This window comes from Leptospira meyeri (assembly GCF_004368965.1).
GTDB lineage: Bacteria > Spirochaetota > Leptospiria > Leptospirales > Leptospiraceae > Leptospira_A > Leptospira_A meyeri.
Map to the genome: position 1 here is coordinate 206,784 of NZ_SORO01000003.1, position 19,303 is coordinate 226,086.

Annotated in this window: 13 protein-coding genes; 3 read left to right on the top strand and 10 right to left on the bottom strand. The window is 37.0% G+C overall.

Annotated features, from left to right (window positions below; translation table 11 throughout):
* Nucleotides 1-17: 17 nt before the first annotated feature.
* The 3 genes from CLV96_RS17045 to xerA all read right to left on the bottom strand — a co-directional run bounded on the left by CLV96_RS17045 (nt 18) and on the right by xerA (nt 3,329).
* Nucleotides 18-1,460, bottom strand: coding sequence for a nitrilase-related carbon-nitrogen hydrolase (locus tag CLV96_RS17045; RefSeq protein WP_004786353.1), 1,443 nt, complete (start codon nt 1,458-1,460; stop codon nt 18-20).
* A gap of 36 nt (nt 1,461-1,496) precedes the next feature.
* The gene (locus tag CLV96_RS17050; RefSeq protein WP_004785580.1) at nt 1,497-2,174 is read right to left on the bottom strand and encodes a TetR/AcrR family transcriptional regulator; all 678 of its coding nucleotides are present in this window, start codon (nt 2,172-2,174) and stop codon (nt 1,497-1,499) included.
* Between the two features lie 219 nt (nt 2,175-2,393).
* Nucleotides 2,394-3,329, bottom strand: coding sequence for a site-specific tyrosine recombinase/integron integrase (xerA, locus tag CLV96_RS17055; RefSeq protein ID WP_040917057.1), 936 nt, complete (start codon nt 3,327-3,329; stop codon nt 2,394-2,396).
* Nucleotides 3,330-3,632: 303 nt separating this feature from the next.
* On the opposite strand from xerA, the gene recA reads away from it, so the two are divergent.
* Nucleotides 3,633-4,796, top strand: a complete 1,164-nt coding sequence (gene recA / locus CLV96_RS17060) for a recombinase RecA (RefSeq protein WP_004784349.1) — start codon at nt 3,633-3,635, stop codon at nt 4,794-4,796.
* Between the two features lie 82 nt (nt 4,797-4,878).
* Here the strand turns inward: recA and CLV96_RS17065 are convergent, their stop codons facing one another.
* Nucleotides 4,879-5,355 carry a response regulator gene (locus CLV96_RS17065; protein WP_004786825.1) on the bottom strand — a complete coding sequence of 159 codons (477 nt, stop codon included), beginning with the start codon at nt 5,353-5,355 and terminating at the stop codon, nt 4,879-4,881.
* A gap of 1 nt (nt 5,356) precedes the next feature.
* Nucleotides 5,357-7,732, bottom strand: coding sequence for an ATP-binding protein (locus CLV96_RS17070; protein ID WP_004785664.1), 2,376 nt, complete (start codon nt 7,730-7,732; stop codon nt 5,357-5,359).
* Between the two features lie 19 nt (nt 7,733-7,751).
* Between CLV96_RS17070 and CLV96_RS17075 the strand changes: the two genes are divergently transcribed.
* Nucleotides 7,752-8,795, top strand: coding sequence for a hypothetical protein (locus CLV96_RS17075; RefSeq protein ID WP_004784791.1), 1,044 nt, complete (start codon nt 7,752-7,754; stop codon nt 8,793-8,795).
* Between the two features lie 35 nt (nt 8,796-8,830).
* Here the strand turns inward: CLV96_RS17075 and CLV96_RS17080 are convergent, their stop codons facing one another.
* Together CLV96_RS17080 and CLV96_RS17085 are read right to left on the bottom strand one after the other, a co-directional pair.
* On the bottom strand, nt 8,831-9,658 hold the full coding sequence (locus CLV96_RS17080) for an aldo/keto reductase (protein ID WP_004787404.1): 828 nt from the start codon (nt 9,656-9,658) through the stop codon (nt 8,831-8,833).
* Nucleotides 9,659-9,731: 73 nt separating this feature from the next.
* Nucleotides 9,732-12,119 (bottom strand): ATP-dependent Clp protease ATP-binding subunit, encoded by a 2,388-nt coding sequence (locus tag CLV96_RS17085; RefSeq protein ID WP_004786478.1) that lies wholly within the window; start codon nt 12,117-12,119, stop codon nt 9,732-9,734.
* A 116-nt stretch (nt 12,120-12,235) separates the two neighbouring features.
* Between CLV96_RS17085 and CLV96_RS17090 the strand changes: the two genes are divergently transcribed.
* Nucleotides 12,236-14,272 carry a SpoIIE family protein phosphatase gene (locus CLV96_RS17090; protein WP_004785553.1) on the top strand — a complete coding sequence of 679 codons (2,037 nt, stop codon included), beginning with the start codon at nt 12,236-12,238 and terminating at the stop codon, nt 14,270-14,272.
* Here CLV96_RS17090 and CLV96_RS17095 read toward each other — a convergent pair.
* The 3 genes from CLV96_RS17095 to CLV96_RS17105 are packed head-to-tail and all read right to left on the bottom strand — an operon-like array spanning nt 14,269 to nt 19,288.
* Nucleotides 14,269-16,443: an ATP-binding protein gene (locus CLV96_RS17095; RefSeq protein WP_004784241.1), complete on the bottom strand. Its 2,175-nt coding sequence runs from the start codon at nt 16,441-16,443 to the stop codon at nt 14,269-14,271. The genes CLV96_RS17090 and CLV96_RS17095 overlap by 4 nt on opposite strands.
* A 44-nt stretch (nt 16,444-16,487) precedes the next feature.
* Nucleotides 16,488-18,413 (bottom strand): hybrid sensor histidine kinase/response regulator, encoded by a 1,926-nt coding sequence (locus CLV96_RS17100; protein WP_004787748.1) that lies wholly within the window; start codon nt 18,411-18,413, stop codon nt 16,488-16,490.
* A gap of 8 nt (nt 18,414-18,421) precedes the next feature.
* Nucleotides 18,422-19,288, bottom strand: coding sequence for a patatin-like phospholipase family protein (locus CLV96_RS17105; protein WP_004787104.1), 867 nt, complete (start codon nt 19,286-19,288; stop codon nt 18,422-18,424).
* Nucleotides 19,289-19,303 lie beyond the last annotated feature (15 nt).

Genomic DNA, 19,303 nt, shown 5'->3' on the forward strand with positions numbered 1-19,303 from the left:
CTTTACCCAAATCTCTGTTAGTTTTTATCCTTTAGTACATGCACTACGATGAAAAGACCGCATAAAAGAAAATACAAAGAACCAAGTCCCACCATCCAATTTCCAAATCGATTGTAAATTGTAGAGGTTTGGGTTATTGGAACAGAGGCTACGAGAACCCCATCATTTTCCTCAAAATAATCGAGTGTTCCTTTCGCACGCCCGTATGCATCGTAAATTCCGGACAAACCACCACGAGTAGAGCGAACTATGGATGATCCATTTTCTATCCCGCGGAGAACCGCCATTTCCGTATGAAATGGATTGATTCCTTTCCAATCGGAGGCAGGGATCAAACTAATTCCCGCACCCAATTCTCCATGTTTTTTAGTTAGTTTGAGATTATCGAAATCATAACAAATTGCAACGGATACTTTTCCCCAACCCAAATCAAGTGCTTGGATCTCGGAGGGAATATGGGAGATTGGTTCACCTGGTGGGATGAATTGTTTGAAATAAATTTGGCGAAAGGTTCCATCTTTTCCAACCCAACGCAATTGGTTTTCCATAAAAAATTCATTTTCCTTTAAAGGAATAATGTAGGCAGCAATGATTTCGATTTCCTTTTCTAAGGCAAGAGAGCTTACTCTTTTTAAAAAGGAATTCTCCTCTTTTCTATGAATGAGAACGGCTCCTTCGTTCCAAACAACAACCTTGGCACCTTCCTCTGCAGCTTGTTTAGTCCGACTTAAAACGATTTCAGTATTCTTTTGATTTTGCAAAGGATCCATCCACATGGTCTGAATTTCTATTTTGGATGTCACTGTTCCGACTTTTATACTTTTTCCTTCAAGCGGTATGGTCAAACGGATCGTACCATAAAAATACAATCCAACGAGAAGAAAACAAGAGAGACAAAGATATCGAAAAGATGTTTTGGAAATTTTTGAATTAGAAAGGAAATCAAATAAAGTTTGTTCTATACTTCCGTTCACAAAATAAATTAAAAAACTAATTCCGGTAGCACCAAACAACGAAGCGGATTGTATCAAAATCAAATTGTTAATCTGGCTATTTGCGAACATTCCCCAAACACCTAACTCAGAGAAGGAACCACCGATCCATTCTGTGACCATAAAAAGAATGGAAAAACTTAAAATAGGTGACAATTGTTTTGAGAATTTGATTCGAAGTTGGTTCCAAACCCAAAGTAACAGCGTAAAGACGATCCCACTTTGAATTCCAGATAGAACGGCAATCATAATATGAAATGGTTCTGAAACGATCCTCATAGTTGATAAAGTTTGAAACAATGTCATGGCAAAGAACAAAGTCCAAACGGAGTAGCCAAGTCGAATGAACCGTAAAAATGGAACCATTGCAACCCAAACAAAAATGGGCATATTCCAATTCATCCCTGTGAACCCAACGAATAGACCACCAACTAATAATAAAAACCATTTCTGATCAAAATATTTCATGAGATTTTTCCAACTTTATAATATACATAATTATTTTTAACTTTTAATGATCCCACCTGCACCCAACCATAAGTATTGAAGTGAATCTAACCAAAGTTTTTCCAAGTTTTGATTCAACTGGAAAGCTAATATAGGAATTCCAAAAAAACAAGAAGCAATGGACAAAGAAAAAGATTTCCAATTGGTAGATTCAGGAAGTTCCCCATTTTTTGCAGCGAGTGTGATTGCTTTCTGGATGATTCCTTCAACTCCATCAGCAACTAAACTTTCAATTCCTGAAATATCAGGGAATAGTAACACTCGTTCAGCGGAAGTTAATCGATGAATTTGAACTGACTTTTTGGTTTTGGCCTGAAACGAAATAATTTCTAAGAGAATCCTTGGATTTTTTTTGGACTCTTTAGCCGTATAACGAAATAAAGCAGATAAGATTCCAAACCCAGATTCAGATAAATTTTTTTCCTGAACAAAAACTGACACTTGTAAACTCCAAATTTGGATGTAGTGAAGGATTAGATCTCCTTTTTCAGGAAAATAATTGTAGAACGTTGGCTCCGATACTTCTGCCATTTGACAGAGATCTTTGATTTTTATTTCTTCAAAAGTTTTTGTTTCGAGTTCGGAGAGAAAGGCGAAGGTGAGGTTCGTCCTTGTTTTGGCAAATTTTCTTTCTTTTAATGGAAATTGCCGGAGGTTGTCCAAATTCTGAGGCATATATTATTATGGCCATATATATTTTTATAGTCAACAATAATTAATTTCAAAATTCACTCCAAATACGAACTATTTCGATTTTTTTTTAAGAAAGAAGAAGAATTGGTTTCGAAAAAAGTGGGATAATGGTAAAGGGAGCGTATTGGGTGGCGGGTCTAGTTCCCCACCCTAATCAGGGCGGGGAAATTTTATCTGCGGGCGGAACTTAAATCCAATTCCCTATTTCTTCGCATGAGGATGGGCATTTCGATACACTTCCTTCAACCGGTCTCTCGAAACACTTAAATATACTTGTGTCGAAGATAGAGAAGCGTGACCAAGTAACTCTTGTACGGCGCGAATATCAGCACCCGCGTTCAAAAGATCAGTAGCAAAGGTATGTCGGAACTTATGGGGAGTGATCGCTTTTTCCATTCCCATCACAGTTCTGCGTTCTGATAAAATATAACGAATTCCGCGAGTGGTTAATTTTCCACCACGTTGGTTTAAAAAAATTTCCTCCGGGTCGGATGTCCCGCGTTCCTCTAAATAATCTCGGAGTGCAGTTTGTGCTTCTTCACCTATAAATACAAAACGTTCTTTACGTCTCTTTCCCATCACTTTGAGCGAAGTTAATTCATGGTTAAGATCACTTAATTTGGCATTAACCAATTCAAATACACGAAGGCCAGTGCTGTACAATACTTCAACGATGGCTTTGTCTCTCTTTCCAAGCACTTCTGCTTTTTCACCGTCTTCATAATCAAGGATGTCTTCTGTTTCGATCGGAGTGAAGTTTTTAGGTAACTTCTTTTTTGTTTTGGGAAAACTAACTTGTAAGATGGGGTTGGCACCAATCTTTTCTTCTCGGAATAAAAATTTATAAAAAGTTCGTAAGGAAGAAAGTTTACGGCTTTGGGTTCGTTTGTCTTGTTTTTTCGTAGATTTTAAGTCTGCAAAATAAGCCCGCACGTCCAGGACATCTACACTCAAAATGTCAATTTCCTCTTTCAAACAAAACTCAAAGAAAAATTTTAAATCACGCAAATAGGCAAATAGAGTATGTTCCGAATAATTTTTTTCAATTTTGAGATAGGTTCGGTAACTTCGAAAAAGGTCAGCCATGGCTTGGGGAAAATGGTCGGGGATTTGGACTTCAAGAGCTGGCAGGGTCATACAAAGAAACTATCGGCAAAGTTTTCTTTCTCCTACGGCAAAAAAATACTATACAAGTACTTACATTTTGTTTAGTGTTGAAAACGACAAAAAAAGACATAATCCAGAAAAAATTCCCTCACCTTTCTAATTTGTCCCAGGTCTCATGCATAATGAAGCCAGTCCGGAAGAGAAAAAGAGTGGAATTCGGAAGGGATGGGTTCATCCTTGAGAGAGTCGGTTCATAAGAGTTTTTTTGGAACCAACTGACCCAGTCCCCTACCTAGTCTTTCGGAACACCGATTTTAGGAGAACGTTTGATTCATGAAAAAAGAGAAAGCTGACAAGGCTCAAGAAAAAGAAACCGACCAAAGAAAGCAGGCAATTGATGCAGCGCTCGGCCAAATCGAAAAACAATTCGGTAAGGGTTCCATCATGCGCCTTGGTGCCGATACACGTATGGCAGAAATGAACGTTGTATCCACTGGATCTTTGGATTTAGACATTGCCTTGGGGATAGGCGGGTTTCCTTCCGGTCGTATCGTAGAAATCTACGGACCAGAATCTTCTGGTAAAACAACACTCACTCTTTCTGCGATTGCAGAAACGCAAAAAAAAGGAGGCATTGCTGCCTTCATTGATGCGGAACATGCTTTAGATCCATCTTATGCTAAAAAATTAGGGGTCAATGTAGACGACCTACTGGTTGCCCAACCAGATAATGGGGAAGAGGCTCTGGAAATTTGTGAATCACTCGTTCGTTCCAACGCCATCGATCTCATCGTCATCGACTCTGTAGCCGCACTTGTTCCTAAGGCCGAGATCGAAGGAGATATGGGAGATTCTCACATGGGACTCCAAGCGCGTCTGATGTCCCAAGCCCTCCGTAAACTCACGGGAACCATTTCAAAATCCAATACCACTGTCATCTTCATCAACCAAATCCGTATGAAGATTGGGGTTATGTTTGGAAGTCCTGAAACCACTACTGGTGGAAACGCGTTAAAATTCTATGCTTCCATTCGATTGGACATTCGTCGCATCGAAACTCTAAAAGAAAAAGAAGAACCTGTTGGTAACCGTGTGCGAGTGAAAGTTGTAAAAAACAAATGCGCTCCTCCTTTCCGACAAGCAGAGTTTGACATCATGTATGCGAACGGAATCAACAGAGAAAGTTCTCTCATTGATCTAGCGGTTCGCCACGACCTAGTTGCAAAAGCAGGTTCTTGGTATTCTTACGGTGGAGAGAAAATCGGACAAGGAAAGGAACAAGTGAAAAACTTTTTTCTCGAAAATCCAGATATCGCATTTAAAATTGAAAACCAAGTTCGAGATCTCAATAGCCTCCCACTCATGGACCAATCCAAAATCCAAACCAGAGAAGTGAAATCCATTGAAAGGGACCCTAAGGAAACTAAAGAAACAAAATCTAAACAACCTGTTAGTTTCTCTACCGAAGCAGAAGTAGATATTGCTGTTGGAGAATAAAACCATTCGGCTTTCTTTTTAGGAACCATTGACCGGTTCGGGGTTTCCCGGGCCGGTTTTTTTTTGCTAAAACTAAAAACGATCAATCATTCCACTGAAAATTAGTTCCTAACATTTGATTTACGGCACCAACGAGCCTTTCCGGTTCCCATGGCTTTGATAAAATGATACTATTTTTATCCGATTTATAAACGGATAGAATGTTTTCCTTAGTGGCAAAGCCTGTTACAACAATCACTGGTAAATCTGGATATAGCTTCTTTACCGCTTCCACTAATTTATCGCCCGTTAGGTATGGCATCTTAACGTCAGAAATCAGAAGATCAGGTTTACACTTTTGTAAATATTCATAGGCAATTTCCGGATCTTGAATATCGACAATAGACAATTTGACATTATCTAATTTACGAGAAACAAAGGTTAACTCTCGTTTCATGGAAGATGAAATTGATTTTATATCATCTACCATTACTATTTTATAAACTTTCTCGTCTTTTGAAAGTTCCGTTGCCTGGGACTCTACCTCTTGTATCAATTGGTCTATACTATTCGGAACCATACTAATCCTCCAGATTTGTTGGTAACAATATCGAAAAAGTTGTGCCTTCACAACGTATACTTTCTACATCTATTTTTCCTTTATGTTTTCGAATGATATCCATACTGATGGACAAACCAAGACCCGTTCCTTCCCCAGTTTCCTTGGTTGAAAAAAATGGATCAAAGATTCTTGACTGAATGTCTTCTGGAATTCCTATCCCGTTATCTTTAATTTTAATTTCAGCAAATTGTTGGTTATTCTCAGAACAAATACATCTAGTTTTGATTTCAATTTTTCCTGGTTTTTCCCCCTGCGTGTCAGGAAATAAACCATGGTTTTTCTTTTCTTCGATTGCGTGGCCAGCATTCACAAGTAAATTAATAATCACCTGACCAATCTCTTGTGGATGACACGGTATTTCAGGTAGATGTTTATCAAAAGAAAACTCAACCACACTATCGTATTTTATATTATGATGACTAATATTAATGGCGGAATTGATTATCTCGTTCAAATTACACTGTATAAAACTTTCTTCTTTATTTACATGAGCAAAACTTTTAATATTACGAACGATTTCAACCACACGACTAGCACCGTCAATTGACTCCTCCAAAATATCAGATGTATCAGAAAGAACATTCGATAGATCAAAACGATCCCAATCAGTTAGAATTTTTGATATCGTAGGATCCGTATTATTTTTTTTAAGCACCGAATGGACATTTTCCATTACTACCGCAAGCTGTTTGTGATACCGCTTCATCGTTTCCAAATTACTTGAAATAAACGCCATTGGATTGTTTATCTCATGCGCTACTCCCGCAGCCAATTGACCGATGGTTGCCAACTTTTCACTTTGTAACAATTGTATCTCTGTATCTTTTGACTTTGAAAGATCATTTAGATAAACTAAAATAGAAACTTCTCCATTATATATGATCTCTATCGCCCAAAAACTAATCCATTTTTTTTGGCCATTCGAAAGAATTATATTTTTTTCTACAACGTTTTGATCAGGAGCAAATCCGTTATTCGAAAGAGATTGAATAAATTCAAAAGGATCTTCCCCATTCAAAAAACCAAAAATCTCAGACACTTTTTTATTTCTCATCTGATTTTTGTTCTGCGAAAGAAGGATTTCAGAACTTCGATTATAAAATTGGATATTACCTTCAACCAAAATTAATATTCCATTCGGAGAACATTCAACGATTGATTGCAAATTCCACTCACTTGCTAAAAGCAAATCTTCAGTTCTTTTGCGAATGAGTATATGAACTAGTTCTGTACCAAGCAATTCCACTTCTTTAAAATCGATACTCTCATACTCTGTTCTTTTATTATAAAGAGTTAATTCTACCGATTCATTGTCTTTTATATTGAATTTAAGGGGTAATTCCCGAATCGTGCCAGGTAATACAGTTGTGGAATCTATGGGCATAAAGACTGAATTAGATTGGTCTCTCATCGTATAAAGCCCAGATTCTCTAACGACAACTCCGTCGCGACAAATACGAACAACACCCCAATTACTTTCCGTTAGTTGTAAGGAATAACGTAACGCCAAAAGTAAAATGCTTTCCTCTCTTTCCATAAGAGAACTTTTTTGACCGATCTCAATCACAGCTTCAGTTCTGATTTCTGTTTTTTTACGTTCTGTTATATCAATATGAGTTCCAATCACACGAACTGGTAGATCATTTTCGTCTCTTTCCACTACCTTACCACGACTCCAAACCCAGATGGTTTTTCCAGATCTAGTAAACATTCGAATTTCTAAATCATGAGAATCAAGGGAACCGTTCAGATAGTTTTCAAATAAGGATCGAATTTGTTCACGGTCTTCCCAGTGGACCAATGTCTCCCAATGTGAAAAATTTTGCGGGAAACGTTCCGGTTCAAACCCTAACATCCTCGAATATTCTGGGCTAAAATAAGCCTTACCAAGACGAAGAGAAAAATCCCAAACGCCACTTTGCCCACTTTCTAATGCTAATTTAAGTCGAACCTCTTCCTCTCGATTTTCAGGAACACGAATTGTATCTAGATTTACAATGTATACAACGCTCCGGTCTTCCGAAATGGATTGAGAAAGTAATTGGAAGGAACCCTCCAAACGAGACAAGATAACCGGGAAAGAGGACTTTTCTGACCGACGAACCAAAGAGTAACGGATCTCCTCTTGGATTTCTTCTTTCCAAAATAGTGCAACGAAATCCTTACCTAAGAGATGAAAAAAAGATGTCTGAAAAAGTTCCGTTGCAGAAGCATTGCATCTGAGGATCTTAAGATGATTGTCTAAAACAAAAGAAGGTAATGGGTTCCCATCCCAGGCAGCTTCCAACTCCTTCTTTGCATTTAGTACTTTATCGATAGCCTCGCTGATTTCCATACAAACCTACCGACAAGATATGACGAAGAAATTAATCATTAGCTTATTTTTTTTAACCCTCCAATGCCAACTCCAAGAAAAGAAAACAGAAATCGCGTTTGCAGAAACTAACATTTATGATGAATGGGCTGGTTTTACTGACTCAGATCTTCTTCATAAAAATGAAATGGATCTAAGTTGGAAAAAACTAACGACTACTAAGGATACAATCACCGACTACCTGAAAGGAAAAAACTACCAACCAAAAGTAAAAACGGTTGTTTACCCATTTAGTGGAATTGATGTCTTAAACCTTTTTTCATTTTATCCCAATGCCGATCGTTATATTCTTTTTGGACTAGAAGATCCTGGGTATCCAAATCAATACAGTATACTTTCAGAAAAAGAAAAACAAATCGTAAAACAAGGAATCAGGAATCTTTCTGATCATCTGGCCGGTAGAAATTACTTTACTTACCGAAAAATGAAAGAAGAAACTAAGAAAAAAGAACTCAATGGTGCTTACCCCGTATTTGTTGCATTCCTTCGCCGAATGGGAAAAGAAATTCTTGATTCAAAAGAAGAAACGATTGAAGGGAAAGGCATTACTTACAAGGGATTTACGATCTCCCTTTATGATACTAAACAAAAAAAACAAGAATCACTTACATACTTTAAAATATTTTTGATTGGGAATGAAGGAACTTCTGGTGATGGTTTATATGAATACTTTTCGAATCTTTCTAATATTGGAATTTTTACGAAGTCAGCTGAATATTTATTTCATGGTGAAAAAAGAAAATTATTTAGAGAACTTCTATTACAGAATGCAGAGTTTATAGTCCAAGATGAATCAGGCTTTCCTATTAGATTTTTTCCAGAGAATCTTTGGAATCGTCAAGTTTTTGGAAGGTATGAGAAATCCTGGAATTTATCTGGAGCTGTTACTCCAGAAGCCCAACCAGAGCTAAAAAGTTTAAGTGATCACTCAAATGACAATACTCTTCCCTTTCCTTTTGGTTATGGTTATTTAGGAACCAAGGACAACCGTCAGTCGGCCGTCCTAGTTTTTTCTAAAAAATAAGAAAGATCACCCAATGGATAATGGATCGGGTTCCATCAATCCACAGTGGTGGGATCCCAACAAGTTCGGAAGTTTTCATTCCAACTGGAAATTTCCAACATATCTTCGTCCGATAAAACAAAATCAAATACATTCGCATTTTCTTTAATACGAATAGGATTTTTTGATTTTGGAATTACCACATGACCTGCTTGTAAAGACCAACGGATTAATATTTGAGCATTTGATTTTTGATAACGATTTGCCAATTTCGTGATCCGAGGATCTTCTAACTTTTGCCCGTGAGCAAGAGGACTGTACGCCTCGAGTATAATTCCTTTTTTTAAACAATACTCTTTTAACTCGATGTCTTGTAAAAAAGGATGATATTCCACTTGATTCATTGCAGGTACTGTCCCGGTTTCTTTTAATAGTTCTTCCAGGTGTGAAACCATAAAATTACTGACCCCAATGGATTTCGCTTTTCCATCTGCTTTTATCTTTTCTAAAGCCTTCCAAGATTCGTTTCTTTTCCCTGAGACGGGGAAATGAATTAAATACATATCAATATATTCAGTATCCAATTTATTTAACGAAACATCTATCGCACGTAAGGCGGAATCATAACCTTGGTCAGCATTCCAAAGTTTTGTTACAAGAAAAATATCACTGCGCTTCACACCGCTTTCTCTGATTGCAGCACCCACTTCCGACTCATTTCCATAGATAGCAGCCGTATCAATATGGCGGTATCCTAAAGATAAAGCTGATTTTACCGCATCCAGGCATTCTTTCGGACGAGCTTTCCAAACTCCAAGTCCCAACTGGGGGACGGAAACCGATTGGTTGGATTTCAAAGCAGAAGAAATTTTAAGATTTGTCATAGTGTAGATTTTAGACTGAAAAAATCCCAGGATAGAAGTACTATCCTGGGACTCACTCCAAACTTTTGAAATTCTATCGTTTGGATCCGACAGGCTCGGGAATGGATGCAAATTGTAATTGTTCCCCATTCCAATCGGCTCGATAAGTTCCTTCGCCGATGGAACCTGCTAAAATTTCTTTCGCTAAAGGACGATTGACAATTCGGTTGAATACACTTCCAAGGGGTCTTGCACCAAATTTTGGGTCAAAACCTTGTTCTCGCAAAATATGTTCAGTGCTTTCCGAAAGTTTGATGACAATCCCTTTTACCTTCAATCGTTCATTCAACTGACGAACTTGTTTTTCGATTAGTTTTTCCATGATCGAAGAATCTAACGAATGATAGGTTAGAATCGCATCCAATCGTCCCAAAACTTCTGGCTTAAAATCCATCTCAATGTTTTTCGAATTTGTAGTCAAAATGACAATGGTATTTTTAAAATTTATAGTTCTACCTTTGTTATCTGTTAATCTACCTTCATCCAAAATTTGAAGTAGTATGTCAGAAAAATCAGGATGTGCTTTTTCCACTTCATCAAAGAGAACTACTGAGTATGGCTTTCTTCGAATTGCTTCTGTAAGAATTCCGCCTTCATCATAACCAACGTAACCAGCAGGTGCCCCAATGAGTTTCGCAACAGAATGTTTTTCCGAATACTCGCTGAGATCTAGACGTACTAAATTGGTTTCCTGATCGAACAGAAATTTTGCAACTGCTTTGGCCGTTTCGGTTTTTCCTACACCAGTAGGTCCTTTTAGCAAAAAAGATCCAAGTGGTCTTGATTCTGAAGATATTCCTGCATAAGAAGTAAGAAGAGTATCTGCAATCTCTCGAATGGATTCTTTCTGACCATAAACGACAGTATTCAAATCTTCTTCTAAATGAAGCAAATTATCCTGTTTCGTTTTTAGGATCTTTTCTACCGGAATCCCAGTTTGTCGCGAAATAACAGCCGCTATGTGATTTCTTTCTAAAATCCAACTATTTTGGAAATTGCTTAGTTCTTTTTCCAATTCAGGAAGGACTGCATATTTCAAACGGGAAGCTTCTGTATAGTCTGCTCTTTGTTGGGCTGCATCCAAATCAAACTTCACTCGATCGATTTTATTTTTGATAGAAGCAATTTGTTTTAAAGAGTTTACTTCTTTTTCCCAAAGAGCTTTACCAGCTTCGAATTTTTTTTCTAAACTTTCGATTTCCGTTAAAATCTCTTCGTTTTTCTTTTCTACTTGAGCAAAGATTTTTTTGGAACGAATTTCACTTTCCAACTCTACAAGTTCCGTAGGCATTGCCTCAGCCGAAAGTTTTAAAGCAGATGCAGCTTCATCTACCAAATCAATTGCTTTATCTGGTAAAAATTTATCGGTAATATATTGGTCAGACAAAAGCACTGATGCATAAATTGCTTCATCAGAAATTTTTATCCCGTGATGAATTTCATGTTTATCGCGGATACCCATAAGAATTTCAATAGCATCTTCTTTGCTAGGTTCATTGACTGGAACTGCACGGAACCTTCTTTCTAATGCTTGGTCTCCCAAAATGTATTTTTGAAATTCATCCTGAGTGGTTGCACCAATACAATGTAATTCGCCACGCGCCAAAGCCGGTTTCAAAAGATTGGCGGCATCCATAGCCCCATCGGTTTTACCAGCACCCACCAATTGGTGAATCTCATCAATAAAGAGGATGGCTTCTCCCGATTGTCCTTTGATATAACGAAGTAAAGCAGTTAACTTTTCTTCAAACTCACCACGATATTTTGTTCCAGCCATCAGTTGGCCCATATCCAAAGAGTAAATGGTTTTTCCTTTGAGTACGTCTGGCACTCTACCTTTGACTATCTGCTCTGCTAATCCTTCCACAATTGCAGTTTTACCAACACCTGCACTACCAACTAACACAGGATTGTTTTTTGACCTTCGGCCAAGAATCTCCATCACTGAACGAATTTCTTTACTCCTTCCAATGACAGGATCTAATTTTCCTTCCCTTGCCAAATCATTCAAATTCACGAGAAAGTTAGGTACCTCTTCATCTGTTTCCTTCACTTGTAAATCTTCATAATTGATCTTTAACTCAGGAAGGACCTGCGGCAAAAATTTAAGAAAGTCAGCCTCTTTCAGCTCCTCTCGCCCATTTTCGGCAGCGCGAGAGGATGCCATTGTAAACCATTGGGCCAACTTGGGTGAGGTCCTTAGGGACTCAAAGGGAATCTCTCCAGAGGCGCGGGCCTGCTTTTTTAAAAATTCATCTACTGTTGATTTATACTTAATTAATGTTTTGCCCGAAACGGAAGTCGGTAGGGTCATAAATCCCCAAACCAAATGGTAAGGAGTAATTTCTGTATTCTGTCTCCTCATGGCCTCTGTTTGCGCAATGTCCAAAGCTCCTTGGACGTTGGAATCATACTGTTTCATCGTGTCTCCCCTATTTTAGCACTCTAATCATTCGACTGCCAATTCCTCGTTCTTGTTACAAGTTTTTTCATGGAAAATCACTTTCTTTCGCCTATCCTCGTCCTATTATAGTGCGAATGTTTCGAAACTGGCTTTCTTTTTTCCTCAATCTATCTAAATTTCCTTCAAACGAGGCCGGAAGGAACTGCCAAAATCAAAAAGCGGACCAGGTTCTGCCTTCACTAAGAACCCGAAAGTATTGGATTCTCCTCTTTGCTAGCATTTTCTGGTTTCATTCCCCTCTTTGGGCCTTTCCTCTTTCCATCGAAGAATCAAAAAACTACAGGGACATAGGCAAATATTTTGAGTATGTCGTAGTTCCTGAACAAGAATCTAGTTTGGACAGAGTTTTAAGAGAGGATACTGTTTGGCGACCAAATCCGAAAGCAACTATCTCTTTTTCACAAGTGAAAGATCCGCTTTGGTTGAGAATTACATTGATCCACTATGGAAATTTACCCCATACCTTTTTTTTGCACTTTTCAAGTCCAGTCGTAGATGTTTTTGAACTACATGCACAAGTGAAAGGAAACTGGATTACACAAGTTTCCGGAGAACAAGTTCTACAAAGAAACAAACCGATATACTCCCACATACCCGCATTCCCGATGACTCTCTCACCCGATGAGACACGAACGATATACGTAAAAATTAATTCAGCAAATCCAATCTTTAATTTTGTTTCTATTTATAATTCACGAAGTTTCATCGCCTTTTCGAAAAAACAAGATATATTCTTCGCTGCATATTTTGGCGCAGGTTTTATGATGTTTTTATTCAGTCTGTTCTTAGCGAATACTTTGCGTTACCGGAAATTTTTCTTTTACTTCTTCTATTTAGCAACGGTTCTCTTGATTAATTCGTTTTCCACTGGATTTATGCAATACATTGAAATTGGAAATTCGCATACTTGGAAAAATTATTTATTTCCGATCACGATCTATTTGACTTCTGTCTTTGGCCTACTTTTTACTATAGAATTTTTAGAAACTGAAAAAAACTTTCCCAAGGTCAACAAACTTGCAAAAGGTTTTATCCTATTATTAATCTCATTAATCTTTACAATCTTTTTCTTAGAGTTAAGAAGCTTCATCCAGTTAGGTGTTTCTCTTGTAATCATTCCTATTTTACTAGTCCTCTTCATTTCTCTTATGGCAGTGATCAAAAGTAAGAAAAAACTAGAAGTGATTCTTTTCCTACTTGCTTTTGGTTCCATTCTTCTTGGAGGCGCATTGAATACCTTGACTGTTCAGGGTTTCATCAAACCCATTCATTTATCTTCCTATTCATTGCCATTAGGCTCCGCCATAGAAGTATTCTTTTTGTCAATGGCCTTGGTTCTAAAGGTTTCTGATTACAGAAAAGCAACAGAAGAAAAACAAGAATTAGACCTCCAGTTAAAAATTGCTCAGAAACTCCAAAGTGGACTTTTACCACAAAAAAGAACACATGCAAATGGTTATGCTTTAGGGTTTCGTTATTCACCCGCATCCGATATTGGTGGTGACTTTGTTCAATTCATTGTCAAAGAAAATGAAATAGGTCTATTTCTCTGCGATGTTTCTGGCCATGGAATTCCTGCTGCAATGATAGCATCCATGACAAAAGTTTCCCTTCAAATCTGGGATGATTCACTCGAAAGGCCAGCCTATGCAGCGGAACGAATCCGTTTATCTCTTCTTAGTTCTCTTTCAGGACATTTCTTAAGTGCCTTTTTTGTTTATCTACATCCAGAAAAAAACATCATGAAGATTGCCAATGCTGGCCACCACCCGATGATTTTTTTAGATCGGAATGGACATATAGAACATATCACAAGTCCAGGGCGGGCGATTAACGAATACATCGAAGCTCAAGTAATCGAAAAAACACTACCTCTCCCTAAATCCGGTACATTGATTTTATTTACTGATGGTGTGATTGAAGCAAGAAATTCGACAACGGGTGAACTTTTTGGAGAAGAAAGGTTTCTCGCCATTTTACAAACATTAGCCGACAAAGACCCGCAGACGATCTGTGACCAAGTGATCACAGAAGTAGAAAAATTCCAAAAGTCAAAACGTTCGGACGACGACATTACAATATTAGCCATCTCTTTAGATAAAGAAACTTAAGAAACAATCCAGTGTGATAGTTTTTGAAACAAATCGTTAGGATAAAAAGGTTTGGAAATAAAGTCATTCATTCCTACTGAACGAATTTTGTCTTGTGTTTCCAGTTGTGCGGAAGCAGTTAAAGCAATGATTGGTAAATTTTTCCAACTAAGGTTTTCTCGAATTCGTTTTGTTGCCATATAACCATCCATATTCGGCATATGTAAATCCATTAAAACTAAATCAAACTTTCCTTTGCTAAGCTTTTGTAATACTTCTTCACCATCATCTGCTTCTTCCGATTCAATACCCCAGCGTTTTAAAAAACGAATCACAATAGAACGATTAATTTCAATATCGTCAGCAATAAGAATTCTTTTGCCGGATAGATCAGAATAATCCTGTAATGAATGAATCTGTTTATTGGTGTTTGATTTCCCGATTTTACATGGGAACGTAAAAGAAAATTTTGATCCTTTTCCTAACTCCGACTCTAATTCAAGATTACCTTTCATTAATTCGACAAGGCCTTTTGATATAGCAAGCCCAAGGCCAGAACCACCGTATTTCCTGGTTGTATCTTCACTTGCTTGAGTGAATTTCTCAAATACATATTTAAGTTTCTCAGGAGCGATTCCAATTCCCGTATCCTCTACTTCAAATCGGATCACTACATCATTGCCGATTTTAGAAACCAAATGAACACGAAGAGTAATTTTTCCAATTTTTGTAAACTTCACAGCATTCGATAATAAATTATTTAGAACTTGCAACATCCGAGTGGGATCAAAACAAATACTTTCCGGAAGTTTTTCATCGATTTCTGCTTGGAACAATAGGAGTTGTTCTTTGGCTTTTATCTCAAAAGAAGAACAAACAGAGCTAATAAAATCTTTCAGACTAAAATCAATTTCTTCTATGATTATCATTTGTTCTTCAATTTTATTAAAATCTAAAATATCATTGATCAACGTAAGGAGTGTTTCACTAGAGAAACGCAGATTTTTTAAATATTCGATCTGTTCTGGTTTTGGATTGTCTTCCATAAGCCACATAGAAAGCCCAATCACTGCATTCAGTGGGGTTCTCAATTCATGGCTCATGTTAGAAAGGAATTCTGACTTGGCACGGTTTGCATCCTCAGCTCGGATTCTGGAATCAATCAGTGCTCTTTCATATAAAATCATTTGAGAGATATCCAAAGAAACGGAACGAGACCTGATCATTTCGTTATCTTTGGAATAAATAGCCGTCGCAGATACGTTTAAAAACAACGAGCTACCATTTTTTCTTATAACTTCAAATCTTAAATTATCAATCCGACCTTTCTCTTTAAAAACAGGAAAATTCGATTGAAAGATTAGTTTACTCTCTTCAGAGAGAAGATCAGGCCATTTGATTTTTCCAACCAATTCTTCTTCTGTGTATCCCAACCATTCCTGCTCTGTTCGATTGACTTTTACAAAATATCCATTTGCATCTAAACTATGGAATCCAACAGGAGAATTTTGATACAAATCGTCAATCTCAAACAAACGATCTTCAATTAGTTCCTTCTCAACCAAAATTCTAGTATTTCTTTTTAATACAAAGATCATCCATAATATAAGTAAGGATAAAATAAAAAACAATCCGCCTGAGATTGAGATCAATCGAATTGTAAATTTACGATTTCTATCTTTTTCTAAATTTTCTTTTTCTAATTTTTTGTCTAAAAGCAATTGAACTTCTTCGCGAAAGATATCCATTCGTCTTTTACTTTCAATAAAGTCCGCTTTCTTGGGTCGATTTTTGGGAAAACTTTTTATAAAATTTTGAATGTATTCAAGTTTTAGATGATTGGCCCGAATGATGGATTCTAACTCGTCGTTATATGCGAATTCGCATTCTTCTCTTAAAGAAATCTCAAGTTTTTCCATTTGAACGAGGGAATTTTTATACGGTTCCAAGAATTCAGGATCCGAAGTAAGAAGGTATCCACGTACTCCGGTTTCCGCATCTTTTAGATAAGAAGAATAGCGATTTAACAGAGCATTCCAACTGCTCTGGTCTTCGTATAAATCACGATCCATACGACTTTCATACACTTGATAAAAGAAAAAAAATGAAGAGAGCAAAAGTAATACAAGAAGTCCCCATAAAAAACCTAGATAGAAGGACTCGAAGTGCTTTCTCTGGAAGTAATGATTCATGGGATCATCCTTTGGTAATACAAAAGAATGATCTTGTCAATTGATTAAAGCATAGCTTTCCAGGCAGGAAAATATAGATCGAATTCCGTTCCTTTACCAATCGAAGAATTGACAAGGATTGTTCCACCCATCTTCACCATGATTCCATAAATGATTGGTAACCCCAAACCAGTTCCTTTCCCACCTTTGGTGGTGAAAAATGGATCAAAGATTTTTTCAATGATTTCAGGAGGGATTCCATCTCCATTATCAGCAAAACCTAACTTCCAATACTCAGTATTCTTCATAAATCCAACATGAAGTAATTCAGATTTTTCATATAAAACTTTCGAAAGAGTTATTGTAATTTTTGGATTTGGTATATCTTGTAATGCAAAAACTGAATTTTCATATAAGTTCGAAAGTATTTGAAATATTTGAATTGGATCCGCATTCACATAAGCAGGTTCATTTCCTAAGTCGGTAAACAAAGTAATTTGGTTAGAAGATACAGTTCGCACCTCTTTTAAAACTTGTAATAAGTTTTCTCTAAGATCTAGTTGTTTGGAAATGGAATTGTCTATTTTTGAATAAGTAAGAATTTGTTGGATTAAGTTTTTTGCACGATCCAACGACTTGGAAATTCCTTCTATCGCAGGAAGGGATTTTTGAATTGCTTCATTTGTAGCACCCTTCGACCATTCTGAATTTAAAAAAGAAACATACGCCAACATTGGAGTGAGTAAATTATTAAAATCATGGGCGATACCACCAGCAAACGTTCCCAACGCTTCTAATTTTTGCGATTGCGCATACGCACGCTCTAAAACAATTTTTTCCGTGATGTCTTTGGCTTCTAAAACAATATATAAAATTTTTCCAGATGGGTCTGTTAAAGAATAAAAATCGCAATCAAAGTATTTCTCTCTTCCATCTAACAAATTATAACTGACAAATACTTCGAAACTTTGATTTTTTAAAGCCAACTTCATCCCATAGATTAATTTTTTTTTAGACTCTTCATCGGAATTCGAAAAAATAGACCGAATCAATTCCAAACCTTGGACATCTGTTTCCTCTCTTTCAAAAGAAATCACAGCGTTACGATTCATACGAATCACATGTCCTTGTAAATCCAAAAGAAAAATTGCTTGTGAAGAATTATTAAAAATACCCTTAAACAACTGTTCATTCAACTGAATTGAATGTTCTAATTCAGATAAATCTGAAATATCATGAATGGTTCCAAAAATCCTAAACCTTGAGTCTTCAAACTTTTCTGCTTCTAACCAAAGGTTTACTTTTTTTCTGCCAGATTTTGTGTTTAAGGTGACAATCATTTCCTTAGAATGATTGTCTTTCAGCAAATCAGCCCAAACGACTTTGATATGATCCTGTTCTCCCTCATCCAGAAGGGCCCATACTTTCTCCATCAAGGGAATTTCAGCAAAGTCAAACCCTAGAATTCTATACAACTCCAAAGACCATAGAGTATTTTTTTCAGGAAAAATTACTTCGAAGTGACCAAGATGAGAAATTTTTTGTGAACGTGTTAAAAGTTCTTCTCCATGAACTAACATATCCCATGCTTTTTTTTGTGACTGTTTTAGGCGGTAGGCTTCTAACTCGCGATTCACAACAAACGGCAGTTTGATGATTGAAGATTTTGGTAAAAATTCGGCTGCACCTAAATTTAAAAATTCTGAAGCTGCTTCTTCCGGCAAAAATTCAGTAATAAGGATCACTGGTAATTCTGGATTAATCTCTTTGACTCTGGAGATCACATAACGACCGTCGAAATCAGGAAGATAAAAGTCAGAGATCACAATATCCCAAGTTTCATCATTAATTCTTTGTTCAAATTCTGATTTCCATTCAGCTCTTTCTGAAAATATGGAAAACCCAAAGTTTTGTAAAACAGATACAATTGCTTTGTAGGAAGCAAGGGAATCTTCAACAATCAGTACGTTGAGTTTCTTTTGGATGTCCATGATTTGAATTACTGATTAAAAAAACCAAATACTGGTAGTTCCAAATCTCCCAAAATTTCTGCCCTATGCCGATAAGCAGTTCCACGTCCTTCCGCTAGAGCAAACTTACCTTTTGAAAAGTCATTTGGTGAAAGATAAGGAGTGTTTGTTTCTAACCGAATTAGTTTTTTTCCTTTTTCTTTTGCCAACAAAGATTTTAAATCTTCTGTTTCTGATTCGATGATTTGCACTGAAGCATCTAACGCACGCTTCATGGTATTTCGACTCACTGGTCTATGATTGTTGATTTGGTGAATGACAATACGATCGATACTTGGATCCAAAATAAGTTCTTTGATTGGTTCTCCATCACCAATACCACCATCCAAAAATTCTTGTCCCTGAAATTCTTGTACTTCGTATAAAAAAGGAAATGCGATTGATCCCATCACTGCATCTAGAACGTTCCCTTCAGTGATCAGTTCTCTCTTATTTTTTGAAAGATTTGAGACTGCGATTCCTAATTTTATAGGTAAGTCAGAAAACTTTTTATTTCCAAGATAAGGATATAAGATTTTGCGAGTGGCTTTTCCAGTAAGTACCCCACTATAACCATTTAAACCTTTGCGTAACAATCGACCAAGCATTGACAAAGAATTTCCTTCCCAAAAATCCTTTTTTCTTAGTCCTAAAATGAGAGATTCAAATTCGACCATTTCTCGACCAGTCGCATACAGCGCACCGATCATTGCTCCAGAGCTTGAACCTGTGACAACCGCAGGTTTAAAACCAATTTCTTGTAAACCACGCACAAATCCTGTATGGGCAAAAAAACCAAAAAAGGCGGATTTCAAACAAAGAGCAGAATACTTTTTCGGAAAGAAGAGTTCTATCATAAGCTTTTGCTAAGT

Excerpts from the sequence above, each read along its gene's own strand:
- CLV96_RS17100 (WP_004787748.1), bottom strand. The coding sequence starts at position 18,413 with ATGGACATCCAAAAGAAACTCAACGTACTGATTGTTGAAGATTCCCTT.
- recA (WP_004784349.1), top strand. The coding sequence starts at position 3,633 with ATGAAAAAAGAGAAAGCTGACAAGGCTCAAGAAAAAGAAACCGACCAA.
- xerA (WP_040917057.1), bottom strand. The coding sequence starts at position 3,329 with ATGACCCTGCCAGCTCTTGAAGTCCAAATCCCCGACCATTTTCCCCAA.
- CLV96_RS17080 (WP_004787404.1), bottom strand. The coding sequence starts at position 9,658 with ATGACAAATCTTAAAATTTCTTCTGCTTTGAAATCCAACCAATCGGTT.
- CLV96_RS17095 (WP_004784241.1), bottom strand. The coding sequence starts at position 16,443 with ATGAATCATTACTTCCAGAGAAAGCACTTCGAGTCCTTCTATCTAGGT.
- CLV96_RS17105 (WP_004787104.1), bottom strand. The coding sequence starts at position 19,288 with ATGATAGAACTCTTCTTTCCGAAAAAGTATTCTGCTCTTTGTTTGAAA.
- CLV96_RS17090 (WP_004785553.1), top strand. The coding sequence starts at position 12,236 with ATGTTTCGAAACTGGCTTTCTTTTTTCCTCAATCTATCTAAATTTCCT.
- CLV96_RS17045 (WP_004786353.1), bottom strand. The coding sequence starts at position 1,460 with ATGAAATATTTTGATCAGAAATGGTTTTTATTATTAGTTGGTGGTCTA.
- CLV96_RS17050 (WP_004785580.1), bottom strand. The coding sequence starts at position 2,174 with ATGCCTCAGAATTTGGACAACCTCCGGCAATTTCCATTAAAAGAAAGA.
- CLV96_RS17085 (WP_004786478.1), bottom strand. The coding sequence starts at position 12,119 with ATGAAACAGTATGATTCCAACGTCCAAGGAGCTTTGGACATTGCGCAA.
- CLV96_RS17070 (WP_004785664.1), bottom strand. The coding sequence starts at position 7,732 with ATGGAAATCAGCGAGGCTATCGATAAAGTACTAAATGCAAAGAAGGAG.
- CLV96_RS17075 (WP_004784791.1), top strand. The coding sequence starts at position 7,752 with ATGACGAAGAAATTAATCATTAGCTTATTTTTTTTAACCCTCCAATGC.
- CLV96_RS17065 (WP_004786825.1), bottom strand. The coding sequence starts at position 5,355 with ATGGTTCCGAATAGTATAGACCAATTGATACAAGAGGTAGAGTCCCAG.